Source organism: Gemmobacter sp. 24YEA27, from assembly GCF_030052995.1.
GTDB lineage: Bacteria > Pseudomonadota > Alphaproteobacteria > Rhodobacterales > Rhodobacteraceae > Pseudogemmobacter.
Window position 1 is genome coordinate 2,576,235 of the sequence record NZ_JASJPW010000001.1, and the last position, 15,397, is coordinate 2,591,631.

Sequence of the window (15,397 nt, forward strand, 5' to 3'; positions counted from 1 at the left end):
CAAGGCCCTTCCGGCAGTCTGACGCCCATTCGGCGCCCGTCGCGTGCCGTTCAGCCGCGAATGGTGCCGTCGCCGGTCACAAGATATTTAAAGCTGCACAATTGTGCGGCACCGACCGGCCCGCGCGCATGCATCTTGCCGGTGGCAATTCCGATCTCGCCGCCCATCCCGAACTCGCCACCATCGGCAAACTGGGTCGAGGCATTGCGCATCAGGATCGCCGAATCGAGCCGCTGGAAGAAGCGCGCCGCCACTGCATCATCCTCGGTCAGCACCGCTTCCGTGTGGTTGGAGCCGTAGCGGCGAATATGGGCAATCGCGCCGTCCACCCCGTCAACCAGTCTGGCCGCGATGATCATATCCAGGAATTCGCGCCCGAAATCATCAGGTTGCGCCTCGACCGTACCAGAGACCTGCAGCAAGTCACCCTCGGTTCTGACCTCGACCCCGGCCTTCACCAGATCCTCGATCAGCACCGCACCGTGTTTCGCATAAAACGCCCGGTCAATCAGCAGGCATTCAGCAGATCCACAGATCCCGGTCCGCCTGGTCTTGGCGTTCAGCACCACCCGCCGCGCCTTTTCCAGATCCGCCGCGCCATCGGCATAGACATGGCAAATGCCTTCCAGATGCGCAAAAACCGGCACCCGCGCCTCGCGCTGCACCAGGCCCACCAGCCCCTTGCCGCCCCGCGGCACGATCACGTCGATATAGTCCACCGCCGTGAGCATGGCCGAGACCATATCGCGGTCCCTGACCGGAACCAGCTGGATCGCGGCCTCCGGCAGCCCGGCCTTTTTCAGCCCCAGAACCATACAACCATGGATCGCGACCGAGGAATGGAAGCTCTCGGAGCCGCCGCGCAAAATGACGGCATTGCCGGCCTTGAGACACAGGGCCCCGGCATCCGCCGTGACATTGGGCCGGCTTTCATAGATCACGCCGACCACACCCAGAGGCGTCGCCACCCGCCGGATCTGCAGCCCGTTGGGCCGGTCCCATTCCTCAAGAACACGGCCCACCGGATCAGGCTGGTGCGCCACCTCGCGCAGCGCAGCGGCAATCCCTGCGATACGGTCCCCGTCCAGCCGCAGCCGGTCAAGCATGGCGGGCGAGATCCCTTTCGCGCGAGCGAAATCCATATCCTTCGCATTGGCGTCAAGGATCAGATCAACACTTGCGTCAATCGCATCGGCCGCCGCAAACAAAGCCGCCGTCGTCTGCTCTGGTGGTGCAAAAGCCAGTTCCGCCGCCGCCTCACGCGCAGCCGATCCAATCTGTGTCATCAGATCCAGAAACTGACCATCCATAGCTTCACCTCTTCCTTTTCAGGCCTTCGTCTTGATTAAATACTCCGGGCGTCCGGGGGCCGGCCCCCGGCTGTCAGACCCGCCCGGCTTTCCGCACGGTTTCACATCACCATGTCATCACGATGCACCAAAGCCGCCCGGCCCTGATAGCCCAGTATCGCTTCGATCTCGCCCGAGCGATGCCCGGCAATCGCCCGCGCCTCGTCAGATGTATAGCGGATCAGGCCCTTGCCAAGCGCCTCGCCTGAAGGCCCGATGATCCCCACCGGCTCCCCGCGCCCGAACCGCCCCTCAACCGCGACCACCCCGGCAGGGAGCAGGCTCTTGCCCTGACGCAGCGCCTTCACCGCGCCCTCATCCACCCGGACCCGACCCTTTTCCTTCATCGCATTGATCCAGCGTTTGCGCGCCGCCTGCGGATCGGCCTCGGCCACGAACCAGGTCCGGTTCGCCCCTTCGGCCAGCGCTTTAAGCGGCCGCAAGGGCGAGCCCTCCATGATCGCCATGGCGCAGCCCCCGGCAACGGCCGTCTTCGCCGCCATCAGCTTGGTCTTCATGCCCCCCTTCGAGAGCCCGGAGATCGGATCCCCGGCCATCGCCTCGATCGCGGGCGTGATGTGATCCACCAGGTCGAACCTCACCGCCGTCGGATCTTCCTTCGGATTGGCGGAATAGAATCCATCCACATCCGACAAAAGCACCAGCTGATCCGCACCCGCCGTCACCGCGATCTGCGCTGCCAGCCGGTCATTGTCGCCAAAGCGGATCTCATCGGTCGCGACTGTGTCATTTTCATTGACGATCGGCACAACGCCAAGCCCCAGCAGCGTCTCCATCGTCGCGCGGCTGTTCAGATAACGGCGCCGGTCGGCGGTATCTTCCAGTGTTACAAGGATCTGCGCCGTGGTGATGCCATGCGGTGCCAGCACCTCTTCATAGGCGCGCGCCAGCCGGATCTGCCCGACCGCCGCCGCCGCCTGGGCCTGTTCCAAAGACAGCTCGCCCGAGGCCGGCAGCCCCAGAACCATCCGCCCCAAAGCGATCGAGCCCGAAGACACCAGCACCACCTGGGTGCCGCGAACCCGCGCCTCTGCCACATCCAGCGCCAGCGCAGAAAGCCAGGCCTGGCGCAGCCCCTTTGCGCGGTCGACCAGCAAGGCCGAACCGATCTTCACCACAAGACGACGCGCGGCCCGGATATCGGGCGCCTGCAAAACGCTCACTCTGTCGCTCAGGGCTGCCACGGCCCGCTTTCCTCTTCTTCGACTCCGGTCATCCGGATCTCTGCCATCAATGCACGCAACACTTCGGTGATCCCCTTCTGTGCTGCGCCCGAAATCACATAGACCGGGCCGCCGCTCGCTTTTTCCAGCGCCCGCCTGCGATCCGAGATCTGCTTCCCATCCATCGCATCGGTCTTGTTCAGCGCCAGAATGCGGGGCTTGTCGCCTAAGATTTCGGAATAGGCCTCCAGCTCCGTCACAATCGTGCGGTAATCTTTGGTGATGGTCGAAGACGTCCCGTCCACCAGATGCAGCAACACCTTGCAGCGCTCGACATGGGCGAGGAACTGCGTGCCAAGCCCGCGCCCTTCTGACGCCCCCTCGATCAGCCCCGGAATATCGGCCATCACGAATTCACGCCCGTCAATGCCGACCACACCAAGGTTCGGCACCAGGGTCGTGAACGGGTAATCCGCGATTTTCGGCCGCGCATTCGACACGGCCGCGAGGAATGTCGACTTGCCTGCATTCGGCAGCCCGACCAGCCCCGCATCGGCGATCAGCTTCAGCCTGAGCCAGATCGTCCGCTCCACCCCGGGAATCCCCGGATTGGCCCGGTTCGGAGAGCGGTTGGTCGAGGATTTGAACTGCAGATTGCCCCAGCCGCCATTGCCGCCCTGGGCCAGCAGCACGCGCTGCCCCGGCTCGGTCAGATCCGCGAGCACGGTTTCCTCATCCTCGTCAAGGATCTCGGTCCCCAGCGGCACTTTCAGGATAATATCATCGCCCGATTTACCGGTCTTCTGGCTGCCCATGCCATGCTGGCCATTCTTGGCAAAGAAATGCTGCTGGTAGCGATAGTCGATCAGCGTGTTCAGCCCCTCGACCGCCACCGCCCAGACCGAACCGCCACGCCCGCCATCGCCACCATCCGGTCCGCCGAATTCGATGAACTTCTCGCGCCGGAACGAGACACAGCCCGCACCGCCGCCGCCCGAGCGGATATAGACTTTGGCAAGATCGAGGAATTTCATCTGGGCATCTTTCAGAACGGGCGCAGGGCACTTTCCCCCAGCCGATACAGGAGAAGCGCCCCCACCTCAAGCGACGCGGCCCTTTCTCGCAGCTCCGGTTCATTTTCTGTCTGAAAATATCCCGGGGGAGTCTGCGATCAGCAGACGGGGGCAGCGCCCCCTTGCCCGGCGTCCCCCGTCACCCGGCAGGCACCCAGATCACATCCGCAATCCTTGGCGCCCCCAGAGCCAGCATCACCAGCCGGTCAAACCCAAGCGCACAGCCCGCCGCCGCCGGCATCAAAGCCAGCGCTGCCAGAAAATCCTCATCAATCGGATAGGTCTCGCCGTAAAGCCGCGCCTTGATCGCCATTTCCTCCTCAAACCGCGCGCGCTGCTCCACCGGATCGGTCAATTCGCCAAAGCCATTGGCCAGCTCCACCCCGCAGGCATAGACCTCGAAGCGTTCAGCCAGCCGCGCCTCCCCCGGCACGCGCCGTGCCAGCGCCGCCTCGCAGGCCGGATAATGATCAAGCACCGTCAGCCGTCCCAGCCCCAGATGCGGCTCGACCCGCTCCGAGAGCACCCGGCTGAACAGATCCGACCAGCTCTCGCCCGCCATATGGCGGATCCCTGCGCGGTCCATCTGCGAAGCCAGTGCCGCCGCATCGGTGACGCCCGCCGCATCCATCGTCGCCATGAGATCAATCCCGGCATGGCGCGAAAACGCCTCCGCAACACTCAGCCGCTCATAGGGCAGACCCGGATCACAGACCCGGTCGCGAAAGCGCAAAACCCCGTCCGGCTGCGCAAGCCGCATCCAGGCCGCGATATCCTCCATCAGCCGGGTGTAATCCTCGCCCACCCGGTACCATTCCAGCATGGTGAATTCCGGCTCATGCAAAACCCCGCGCTCGCGATTGCGCCAGACATGCGAAAAGGCGTGAATGCGGGTCTCACCAGCGGCCAGCAGCCGCTTCATCGCAAATTCCGGCGAGGTATGCAGATACATTTCGCGCAGGCCGCCATCATTGCCGATGGCCGTGGTGCGGAAGGCGTGCAGATGCGCCTCATTGCCCGGGCTGACCTGCAGTCCTGCCGGATCAACCTCGGTAAACCCCTCTTCCGCCAGCCATGACCTGATCCGCGCCTGGATGCGGTTGCGCTCCAGCAAGGCCGGGCGCCGGTCCGCATGGCGCGACGGCTGCCACCACTGACCCTGGCCCGGATCACGCATTTCACCGTCTCTGCCGCTCATCTTCGCCATTCCTGCTGGAAATCTGACACATCATACGCTAACCGGAGCGCAATCGCTGGCCGGAGCCTTCAGCCTTCCCGGTCGCGCATCCGCATATCAAAGGATATTCACCCGTGAAAGTCATCGCGTCATCGCTTCGCAAGGGCAATGTGGTTGAGGTGGACGGCAAGCTCTACGCCGTCCTTTCGGCCGAAACCTATCGTCCCGGCAAAGGCACCCCCACGACCTCCGTCGATATGCGCCGCATCTCGGACGGGGTGAAGGTCTCGGAACGCTGGAAAACCACCGACCAGGTCGAAAAAGCCACGGTGGACGAACGCGATTACGACTTCCTCTATGAGGATGGCGAAGGCTTCCATTTCATGCAGCCCGAAAGCTATGACCAGGTCGTGGTCACCGCCGACGTCATGGGCGACAGCAAGGTCTATCTGACCGAAGGCATGCGTTGCTACGTCAAGACCTATGAAGGCGCGCCGATCGCCATCGAAGTGCCGCAAAAGATCACCGTCGAAATCGCCGAGACCGAGCCGGTGGTCAAAGGCCAGACCGCCTCTTCCTCCTATAAGCCCGCGATGACCACCTCGGGGCTGCGGGTGATGGTGCCGGCCCATATCGGCGCCGAGACCCGTATCGTCATCAATACCGATGACAATTCCTATGTGGAACGCGCGAAAGACTGATCGCGGACTTGCGCCGGAGCATCGGTGAAACCACAGCCAAAAGGGGCAGGGCCGGACGCCCGGCCCCTTTTCTCATGCGCCCCGCCGCGAAGCAGAGCCGGGCTGCCGGCACCCCCGACCGGACGGGCGACCCGGCCTCGACGCGTCAGGCCATAAGGCCCTTTGTCAGCGGGACCATGGACCCGACGATCTTCTGTTCCTGCTGCAGGAGCCGGTCTATACCTCAGGAAGGGCCATTCGCCCGTTTACGGGCAGAGACCCAGAGAGGATGAGCTGAATGACGCGCCCGCCCTATGCCTGGCCTGATCCTGACCGTGACTATGCCAATGGCGCCTTTATCGCAGATGCCGCGCTCTTCCCCGCCCGCTGGACAGAAATGGCCCTTGCTTTCCGGGACGGTCTCGGCGCCCGTGCGCGCCCTGATCTGCCCTATGGCACCGGGTCACGCCAGGTCTATGATCTCTTCGAACCGGAAGGCGCGGCCCGGGGGAGCGTCCTCTTCATTCATGGCGGGTACTGGATGGCCTTTGGCCGCGAGAGCTGGTCGCATCTCGCCGCCGGCCCGCTCGCGCATGGCTGGCGTGTCGTCATGCCGTCCTACAGCCTCGCCCCCGATGCAAGCCTCACGCAGATGGTGCAGGAGATGGCCCATCTCACCCGGCTGATCGTGCAAGACCATCCCGGCCCGATCATCGCAACCGGTCATTCCGCCGGCGGACATCTGGCGGCACGTCTTGCCTGCACCGATCTTGCCTTGCCCATCGCCCGCACCGTCCCGATCTCGCCCCTCAGCGAACTTGGCCCCCTGATGGCCACGAAAATGAACGAAACGCTGCGGATCACCGCGGATGAGGCCGCCCGCGAAAGCCCCGCGCGCCTGAGGCTCGCCCCCGGCATCTCCGCCCATATCCATGTCGGCGCAGAGGAGCGCCCCGCCTTCCTCGCACAGGCCCGTATCCTCTCGGAGGAATGGTCCTGCCCCTGGTCCGCTGCCCCGGGCAAACACCACCTGAACGTGTCCGACGCCCTCGCCGATCCGGAATCCGCGCTCACGAATACCCTTCTCGCGCTGTGATCTTCCTGCTGATCTGAACACTCCCGGGGTCAGGGGGCCCGGGGTCAGGAAGCTGCCCCCTCACCCTCGATCTGCCCCGCCGGTCAGCCGCCGGCCATCCGCGCGGCTGCGGCCATAAAACCCTCTGCCGTCACCACCCGCTCCGGCAGGTCGAGCCGCAAAAGCCGCTCGCCCGAGGCCAGAACCAGCCCCGCCGGATCCAGCGCAATCGCCTTCCAGCGCCCCGCCGCCGCCCCGGCGCCAACAGCCATCTCGCCCAGTCGTGCCGGTGCGGCATTCAGCTCTGCCAGAACCGCGCCCTCAGCCGCGATCAGCCCCTCTGCCCCGGCAAGATCAATGCGATAGGCGTCGAACCCGATATCCGAGGCATTGCGCCCTGGACCGCCGCCGACAGTGACGCCCAGAACCTCGATCCGGAACAGCGCCGCATCGGGGAGTTGCAGATAGAGCTTTGCTTTCGGGAACCGCGCCGCGTAGCGCGCGCTCAAGGCCTCCATCCGCTCCGGCCCGACCCGCTTTGCATGACCCACAAGTGTCATCCTCGGCTGCGTCAGCGCGTCCGGCCTGTCAAACCCTGCCAGCGCCAGCGAGACCCGGTCATCGGCTGCGATATTTCTTGCATGCAGCGCCAGCCGCGCGGTGAAAAACACCGGGCTTCCATCGTAATCGGGCAGGATATTGGTCACCACACCATAAGGAAAACCGCCGGGATCCAGCGTCGAGAGCGCGGCATTGCGGCTTTCGTGCAAAAGCACCTGGCCCGCCCCACGCGGATCGAATTCCGCAGCTGCACCCGGGTTGATCTCGATATCACGCGGAGTGATGGCGGCGTCTATGCTTGGCATGGGAGGTCTCCGGATAGCCTTTGGTCACAAATCCGCTGGCTGGAACTCGGGCTACGGCGCGGCGGACGATAGCCAGCCCGCCCTGCATGCGAAAGACCATATTGCGACCCCTGCGACAAATTGCTAGCGCAAGGACAGTCCCTTGCCGCCAGCCGGTCCGGGCGGGCCCTTCCTGAGAAGAAGGCCCCGTGACCGTGACATAAGCGCGAGCCCCGAGCGGCCCCTGCAACAGATCCGCATCCTCTCGCGCTGACGCCCTTCCGCGCCATCGTTGAGACCTGCGGCGCGCATATAAAGCGGACAGATATGAGACAGCTCGCAGGCCGCATCTGGCGGCTGACAAGAATCGCGCTCTCCGGCCCGGGGACGTCGATTGCCCTTTTCACCTATTCCATCGTTCTGGGGCTGCAATTTTTCGGCGTCTGGATCTCGCTCCGGACCATCGCCTGGAACAAGGCCTTTTTCGATGCACTCGAACAGATGAACGCCGCCGAGGCGATGCATCAGATCGGGGTGTTCTTCGCGCTCACCATGACTTCGGTTGCGATTTTCCTTATCGGAGAATGGCTGCGCAAACGGCTTTTGATGCGGCTGCGCAGCCGGCTGACCGCGCGCGCCCTCGACCTCTGGGTCGGGCGCCGGGCCTATTGGTATCTCAGGCCGGGATTTTCGGCAGTGCCGGTCGACAACCCTGACCAGCGCGTGGCCGAGGATTGCCGGATTTTCTCCGAGAAACTCCTGATTGAGACCCTCGATCTGATCTCGAACATCGTGGCGCTGGTCTCTTATGTCACCCTGCTCTGGACCCTTTCAGACTTTACTCTCAGCTTCAGCATCGACGGACATGATATTGAAATTCATAGATATATGGTGATCCTTGCCTTTCTCTATGTGGCCATATCCTCGCTTGCGACGCATTTCCTTGGAAGGCCACTGAAGACCCTGCTTTTTACTCAGGAAAAGCGCGAGGCCGATTTCCGCCATGCCCTGGTGCAGCTGCGGGAAGAGGCCAGCCCCATCGCGCAATCGGGGGGCGAAGCGGCTGAGACGCGGCGGCTCTTGCGGCTTTTCGGCGCCTTGCGTGTCAACTGGAACCAGCTGATCCGGCGCGAATTCATCTTTGGCCTTTTCTCACGCAGCTATTTCCAGACCGTGCTGCGGGTGCCGACATTCTTTGCCCTGCCGGCCTATTTCGCGGGGGCGGTGACGCTTGGCGGGCTGATGCAGCTTGCGGCGGCCTTCTCGAATGTCGTCACAACGCTGAGCTGGTTCATCTTTTCCTACCGCGATCTGGCGCAGTTCGTGGCCGTATCCGAGCGTCTCGATGGCCTTTTCGCCGCAGCGGCGCGGCCAGAACTGCGCCCGGAACCACCCCAGGCGATCACCCGCGCCGCAACAGAGGATGGCGGGCTGCAGCTGCGCGGGCTGCGTCTTTTCACCCCTGAGGGACGGGCGCTGGCACCGGTTCCGGATCTGATCCTTGCGCCCGGCGAACGGCTCTGGATCACGGGGGCGTCCGGCCAGGGCAAAAGCACGCTTGTCGCCGCGATCACCGGCCTCTGGCCCTATGGCGAGGGCCAAATCGGGCTGCCGGCCCATGCCCCGACCGTGCTGTCGCAAGAGCCGCGCCTCTTCCCCGAAAGCCTCGCCGCCGCCGCCTGCTACCCGCTGGACCCGGCGGAATGCGATCCTTTGCAGATCGAGGCCGCGCTGCGCCTGACCGGGCTTGGCGCTGTTTCCCCCGATACGCCCCTCAAGACCCTTTCCGGGGGCGAGCGACAGCGGCTCGGCTTTGCGCGGCTTTTGCTGGCGCGGCCCGGTTTTATCATCCTGGACGAGGCGACCAGCGCGCTCGATGCGGCGGCGGCCGACGAGATGCTGGCGCTGTTGACCCGTGATCTGCCGGAGGCGACGATCCTTTGTGTCTCACATGATGAGCCAAAGGCGCTTGGAACCTGTCAGCGCCTGACGCTGGGCTGATACCAGCCTATGAAAAGGCCGGCCCCACATGACAGGGCCGGCCCGTTTCAGTCGCGATATCCGATCAGAACCGCGCGGTCATCCCCATGATAAAGGTCCGGCCCCGCCCGGATTCAGACCGGTAATTGTTCAGCCCCGAACCAGCATAGCCATAGGTCTTGTCGGTAACATTCTCGACCGAGAAGAAGGCCTGAACCGTGTCATTTACCTTATAGCTGCCATAGAGATCCCAGAGGTCGTAGGCAGCGGTCTCCTGCCAGCCATTGAAGAACTCGGCCTCTTTACCGGTACCGACATAGCGATATTGCGCGCCGAGTTGCAGCCGCTGATCCAGGAGCCGCACGCCGAAATCCACGGTCGCCACGCGGTCAGGCTGGATCGAGCCTTCCCCATTGCCGCCACCGGTGCCGAAGCCCGTCGGCACATCATCGGTCTTGCTGTCGGAATACCCGATATTGACGTAATAGAGCCCGGCATCATAAGCGCCCTCGATCTCGACGCCATGGCTTTTCACCGTGCCATCGGTATTCACCCAGCGAACCACGCCGCCCTGCAGATCATTGACGATGTAGTTTTTGATCCGGTTGTTGAAGTAACCGACCTTCAGCCGCACCTGGTCATCGGCGCTGAACAGCCCGTCACGCCGCCAGTTCACGCCGAGATCAACGCCTTTCGACAGTTCCGGCTTCAGATCCAGATTGTTGTTGTTCGAGCTGCCGACACCGGTGTTGAACGGCACATTGGCATAGAACACCTCATGCGAGCTTGGCGGCCGGAAGGTGTGGGAATAGGTGCCGTAAAGCTCGATCTCCGGTGTCAGATCGAAGGAGAGACCGAGCTTCGGCAGCACTTCGCCGCCCGAGCGTTCGACATATTCATTCGCCGGGGCCGTCCGGGTGCCCGAAACTTCCCAATGGTCATAACGCAGACCACCGATCAGGCTCCAGCGGCCAAAATCGGCCACCGCTTCGGAAAACAGCGACGATTTGTCGAGCGTTCCCGGATGGTTGCCACCGCGCCGCTCATAGGTTCTGAAGTCGTTTTGCTGCCAGCTGACGCCGAAGGTCAGATCAAGGTTCACGCCATTCGACAGATCGACATTGGCGTGGTTCGTCAGGCTCGCCCCTTTGGTGACATCAGCGGTGCGCCGCCCGGTATAGCCACCGGTCGAACCGGGGCGGTAGTTCAGCTCTTCCTCATTATGGAACAGTTCGAGATCAAGGTTGATCCACTGATTGTCCGGCCGCCATTTCCAGGACAGCGTATCGGTCTGGTTGTCGATATCCCAGTTGTAGTTCGAGTTGATGAACTGGTTGCGATACCAGCGGGTGCCGAATACGAATGTATGTTCGGAATTCGGCTTGACCTCGAATTTCACCAGCCCGCCCTTCGGCGAATTCGAGGCGCCCTTGCCCGCGACCACGATCCCGTCGCCATTCTCGTAATCGCTTTGCGAGGTATGGGCGATGGCGGCCATCACATTGACCTCGCCGTCGCCACCCCAAAGGCCGGTAAAGCGCTGCCCGTAAGCCAGCATCCCCGACTGGTCATAGCCGTTCGAGCCACCCTTCAGCCGCAGCATCCCGCCACGCGTCTCGCCCTCCAGCACCACATCATCAATCGCGAGCGTGCGGAAATTCGCAGCCCCGGACAGGGTGCCGGATCCATGGGCGCCCGAAACCGGGCCGCGCACCACTTCGACCGCGCCGGTCAGCTCGGGATGCACGTAAAGCATCGAGCCGCCGGAGGATTCGTGGCCGCCGATATTCCTGAAGGTCTGCGGCACGCCGTCGATCATCGCGGTGACCCGGCCATAGCCGCTCGTGCCGCGAATATTGACCTCGATCCCCGGCTGGTTGGCCTGCTGGCGCGAAAACACACCGGGGATTGCGCGCAACGCGGTCTGGGCATTGCCGGAATAGCGGCCAAGGATATCGGCGCCGGAAATCGCGCTGACCGGGGCCGGTGTCTCATAGACCGCATCGCCTGCGACGCCGAGCGTCAGCCCTTCGCCGGTCAGGAAGATGGTGCCCAGGTTATGCGGCACCGCCGTGCTGGTCTCTTCTTCACCTGTGGTCTGTGCGGTGGCGGAAAGCGGGTATTGCGCCAGGATGCTGCTGCCCAGCAAAAGCGCAAGGAATCTGGTCGAGAAAAGGCGCGGATATGCGCCATGATGATAGGACATTGCTGTCTCCGGATCTGTCTCAGGGAAATGACGTCCCCTGGATCGCCGGAGCCACAGATATCCTGGCCCAACTGTCTCGGATCTGGTCGGATGCCCGGCGCATCACGCCCGGGCGCCAGCGTTTTAGGAAATAGTCCCGCCCGGGGCAATGCAGCAGCGTGCAATTATTAAACAGAGATTAAGGTTTCCCACGAAATTGCGGCATCGCTGCCACGGCAGGCAGTACCCCCCGGGCCTGGACGCTCAGCCCCGCGAGCATCGCGCGCAGCTCTGCCCGGCTGGTGACGCGCTGAGGAAACCAGATCCGGTGCAGGGCGCGTTCAGCAGCCAGGTCGATCCCCTCGGGGTCGATGGCCGCGATCCGCCAGCGCCCGCGCGCGCCGCCGGCCTTCGCGGTCAGAAAGGCAAAACTCTCGCGGTCGGCCTGGAGGCGGGTGATCTCTTCGGCCTCATGGCCCATCAGATCATCGGCACCGGCGAGGTCGCAGCGCAGATCCGCCACGGTCAGCAGATCGGTATTGCGCGCAGCCCCGCCATTGAAATGGATCGCCTCGACCTCCACCCGAAAAAACATGGTATCTTTCAGGGGGATATAGGCCGAGGCCTTGGTAAAGCGGCGCCGGTAACGCTCGCCCGCGATGCGTGCGGCCTCGCCCTCCAGCCGGAGCGCGCGCCCCACCAGCGTCATCCGCCTTTCGCTGACCACATCCAGCCCCTCGGCCTGCGCCAACGTCATCGAGACCCGCGGATCGGCAAGGATATTGCGCGCGTGCAGCGAGATCCCCGCAGCATAGAACAGCGGGCTGCCATCGGGTTCCACCGAGAGATTGGTCACCGTGCTGTAAGGATAGCCGCTGTGCTGATCGAGCGTTGCCAGCGCAATGCTGCGGCAGTTTCGCAAGAGATCACGCGCCATCTGGCGGGCATCGAAAGGCGCGGCGGCGGTCTGGTTGATCGGCACGCGGCGCGGGGTGATGGCGCTGGCGCCCATGGTTCACTCTCCGGCAGGTCGGTCGGCTTGCCGGATGGCTGGCATCTGCCCGAACCCTATCCCGGAGGCGGGGCCTGCTTCAAGCCCTTCCGGAGCCAGTGTCCTGCAGGTGAAGAAAGGACCTTGGGGACGCGCTGGATCTTTCAGGCAGAGGTTGCCACGAACTTGTTGAACCAGTGACATTCCTCGCCCGGAAGACGATGGGCCTGTTCCGCGACGTGATCCGGCAGATCGAATCTGTGCCCCGATTTGCGATCCTGCACATCGGCGCTGATTTGTGTGCGCAGGAGCCTGTTTAACCTGGTGGCGAAATCCTCATAGCGGTCGATGCCCCCGATGAGGTGAAGCGGTTCTGGCCCGATAGCGCAGTGAGTTTTTAAAGACCATCCGCCAATTCGGAGCTTTCTGCCGGGCATTGACGACCTGCTCGTGGCTCTGTTGCATAAATTGGCTGATAGCCGAGGTTTCCCCTTCCCCGGACAGACCTGTTTCCCGGCTCTGTGATGGGCATTCCGAGCGCAGTGCAGCCGTTCATGACGGCGATCCGAACCAGAAGTTCCGCGACCTGGCGATCGAAGTCCCGCGCCGTGAGACGCTGACCCGGAAGTTTTACACAGTGTATCCTGGTTTCGACGCGGCTCTGGCGGTGGTATCCGCTCTATCGTCGCCACAGGGTGCGGCCCGGATACTTCGATGACCGCAAAGCTTCGTTGCCTGCGATGGCACCGGCGGTGACGGTCTTCGGGGGGGGCGCATTCCGGCGAGGCGGGATGACCGCATCTGCGCCACGCCCGGCAATAGCGTCATGGCATTTGCGAGTGTCGCAGGCACCGTCTGCCGTGACGCTGCCGATCTCCTGATCCTCGGGAATCCGGTCGGGCAGAACCGGAGCATCACCGATGTGGCTTCCCGTGATCCCGACGGCGCGGAGCTCCACTGTTCGTTCGTCGATGCCGATTTGGATTTTGCGCCAGACCCGCCGTTTGGGGCCGCCATGCCTGCGGGCGTTCCACTCACCTTCACCCTCGACCTTGATCCCCGTACTGTCGATCAGCAAGCGCAGCGGCCCTTTGGAACCGCGATACGGAATGGTCACGGCCAGTCTCTGCCGGCGGCGAGACAGCGTGCTGAAGTCGGGCACCGCCCGGTTCAGACCCATCAGCCGCAAGAGGCTCTCGACGAACCCCGTCATTTGTCGCAACGCCATGCCGGACAACACCTTCATCGAAAGGCAGCTCTGAATGGCCGCATCGCTGCAGGCCTGCTGCCGGCCACGCTTGCCCGTCGGCGCGGCAACCCAGTTCATCCCGGGGTCGAACCAGATCGTCGGCGAGCCTCGGCGCTTGAGCACTTCATTGCAGGTCGGCCAGTTCCTGGTCTTGTAACTCGGGCGCGCCGGCCTGCTCATGCCGCCTGGTTATCACATTGGATTCAAAACGTGAATCCAGTCACCGGATTTGTGCAACATAGCCTAAATGATCTGACGTGGCGCCAAAGTGCGAAAACCCTGAACTGGCCGGACCAGCCACCAGAGGCGCCGGAGCACCCATAGCCCTGATTTGCCGGGATTCACCCCTGGTCGGCAGGGGCCAGGCGATAGATCGCGCCCGCTGTTTCTGACAGGAACCAGATCGCCCCATCGGGCCCCTCCCTTATGTCGCGCACGCGGCTGGTCTCGGGGGCGGTGATCCGTTCTTCCGCCCAGCCAGTGGCGGCAGGCGTTTCCGGATCGAGCCGCGAGATGAAATCGAGCTTGAGCGAGCCGGTGAAGACATCGCCCTTCCATGCAGGGACCAGCGCCCCCGAATAGACCATCAGACCCGAAGGCGCGATGGACGGATCCCAATAATGCAGAGGCTGGTTCATACCATCCGCATGAGTGCCGCTGCCGATCTTCGTACCATTGTAATTCACCCCGTAGGATATCACCGGCCAGCCGAAGTTCTCGCCCCGTTGTGACAGGTTGATCTCGTCACCGCCCTTCGCCCCATGTTCCGAGACCAGAAGGCCACCATCGGGCATGGCGGCGGCGCCCTGGATATTACGGTGCCCGATCGAGAAGATGCCAGTGCGCCAGCCGGTCTGCGCGACCTCCGGGCTGCCATCCGGGCTGCCATCACGCGCGATGCTGATTACCTTGCCATGGCTCAGGGTCGGGTCCTGCGCCTCAAGCCCCGCCGGGCCGGTGCCACGGTCGCCGGTGGTGATGAAGATATTGCCCCTGGCCCCCTCGACGATGCGCGCACCGAAATGCCGGCTTGCGGCGGCTGTATCGCCGATGAACAGGGTCGCGAAATCCTCAAGCCGGCTGTTATCCGCAGAGAGACGCCCCCGCCCGGCCATGGTCGCAAGCCCCTCGCCGCTCCGGCCGGCCCAGGTCAGCCAGATCTCCCGACTGGTGGCGAAATCGGCCGGCACCATCACATCCAGGAGCCCGCCCTGCCCCAGCACGGCCACCTCCGGCAGACCACTGATCGCCTGTGTCCCGCCTTCGGCAAGGCGCAAAAGCCTGCCGCCCTTTTCGGTAACCAGCAGGCTGCCATCGGGCAAAAAGGCAAAGCCCCATGGCATATCTAGCCCCGCTGCCACCCGGGTGATCTCCATCGGGCCAGCCGAGGTCTCAACCCTGCCCTGCGCCCCGGCGGCCCCCGCACCGCCCAGCAGCGCAAACGCCAGGCCGGTCAGAGCCGTCTTCACTACGGATTTGATCATCACGCCCCCCTCGCTTCCGCGTCCCACTGCCAGAGCGTCCGGCAAAGCTGCCGCCAAAGCCCCGGGCAGCATCTCCGGTCAGATCTCCAGGTTAAGTCTTCGGGAGAAAAGATAGGGGCGGCTCT

11 protein-coding genes and 1 pseudogene are annotated in these 15,397 nt (G+C 63.6%); 3 read left to right on the top strand and 9 right to left on the bottom strand.

What is annotated here, in order from left to right; genetic code table 11:
* Positions 1–50: 50 nt before the first annotated feature.
* The 4 genes from QNO18_RS12895 to epmA form a co-directional block, all read right to left on the bottom strand.
* Positions 51–1,310 carry a glutamate-5-semialdehyde dehydrogenase gene (locus QNO18_RS12895; RefSeq protein WP_283177983.1) on the bottom strand — a complete coding sequence of 420 codons (1,260 nt, stop codon included), beginning with the start codon at positions 1,308–1,310 and terminating at the stop codon, positions 51–53.
* Between the two features lie 101 nt (positions 1,311–1,411).
* Positions 1,412–2,524 carry a glutamate 5-kinase gene (gene proB, locus QNO18_RS12900; RefSeq protein ID WP_283178799.1) on the bottom strand — a complete coding sequence of 371 codons (1,113 nt, stop codon included), beginning with the start codon at positions 2,522–2,524 and terminating at the stop codon, positions 1,412–1,414.
* Between the two features lie 17 nt (positions 2,525–2,541).
* Positions 2,542–3,567 (bottom strand): GTPase ObgE, encoded by a 1,026-nt coding sequence (gene obgE / locus QNO18_RS12905; protein WP_283177984.1) that lies wholly within the window; start codon positions 3,565–3,567, stop codon positions 2,542–2,544.
* A gap of 178 nt (positions 3,568–3,745) precedes the next feature.
* Entirely contained in the window at positions 3,746–4,804 is a 1,059-nt protein-coding gene (gene epmA, locus QNO18_RS12910; RefSeq protein ID WP_283177985.1) for an EF-P lysine aminoacylase EpmA, read from the bottom strand.
* A gap of 113 nt (positions 4,805–4,917) precedes the next feature.
* Here epmA and efp point away from each other — a divergent pair, with 113 nt between their 5' ends.
* Positions 4,918–5,484, top strand: coding sequence for an elongation factor P (gene efp / locus QNO18_RS12915; RefSeq protein ID WP_198836773.1), 567 nt, complete (start codon positions 4,918–4,920; stop codon positions 5,482–5,484).
* Between the two features lie 277 nt (positions 5,485–5,761).
* A complete protein-coding gene (locus tag QNO18_RS12920) occupies positions 5,762–6,559 on the top strand; it encodes an alpha/beta hydrolase (RefSeq protein WP_283177986.1) in 798 nt (265 codons plus the stop codon).
* Positions 6,560–6,642: 83 nt separating this feature from the next.
* Here the strand turns inward: QNO18_RS12920 and QNO18_RS12925 are convergent, their stop codons facing one another.
* On the bottom strand, positions 6,643–7,404 hold the full coding sequence (locus tag QNO18_RS12925; RefSeq protein ID WP_283177987.1) for a pyridoxamine 5'-phosphate oxidase family protein: 762 nt from the start codon (positions 7,402–7,404) through the stop codon (positions 6,643–6,645).
* 306 nt (positions 7,405–7,710) lie between these two features.
* Here QNO18_RS12925 and QNO18_RS12930 point away from each other — a divergent pair, with 306 nt between their 5' ends.
* Positions 7,711–9,384 carry an SbmA/BacA-like family transporter gene (locus QNO18_RS12930; protein WP_283177988.1) on the top strand — a complete coding sequence of 558 codons (1,674 nt, stop codon included), beginning with the start codon at positions 7,711–7,713 and terminating at the stop codon, positions 9,382–9,384.
* A 64-nt stretch (positions 9,385–9,448) separates the two neighbouring features.
* Here the strand turns inward: QNO18_RS12930 and QNO18_RS12935 are convergent, their stop codons facing one another.
* From QNO18_RS12935 to QNO18_RS12950, 4 genes and pseudogenes are all read right to left on the bottom strand, one after another.
* The gene (locus tag QNO18_RS12935; RefSeq protein WP_283177989.1) at positions 9,449–11,569 is read right to left on the bottom strand and encodes a TonB-dependent receptor; all 2,121 of its coding nucleotides are present in this window, start codon (positions 11,567–11,569) and stop codon (positions 9,449–9,451) included.
* A gap of 178 nt (positions 11,570–11,747) precedes the next feature.
* Positions 11,748–12,560, bottom strand: coding sequence for a pyridoxamine 5'-phosphate oxidase family protein (locus QNO18_RS12940; protein WP_283177990.1), 813 nt, complete (start codon positions 12,558–12,560; stop codon positions 11,748–11,750).
* A gap of 376 nt (positions 12,561–12,936) precedes the next feature.
* Positions 12,937–13,968 (bottom strand): annotated as a pseudogene (locus QNO18_RS12945) (IS5 family transposase).
* A gap of 161 nt (positions 13,969–14,129) precedes the next feature.
* Entirely contained in the window at positions 14,130–15,272 is a 1,143-nt protein-coding gene (locus QNO18_RS12950; RefSeq protein WP_283177991.1) for a PQQ-dependent sugar dehydrogenase, read from the bottom strand.
* Positions 15,273–15,397 lie beyond the last annotated feature (125 nt).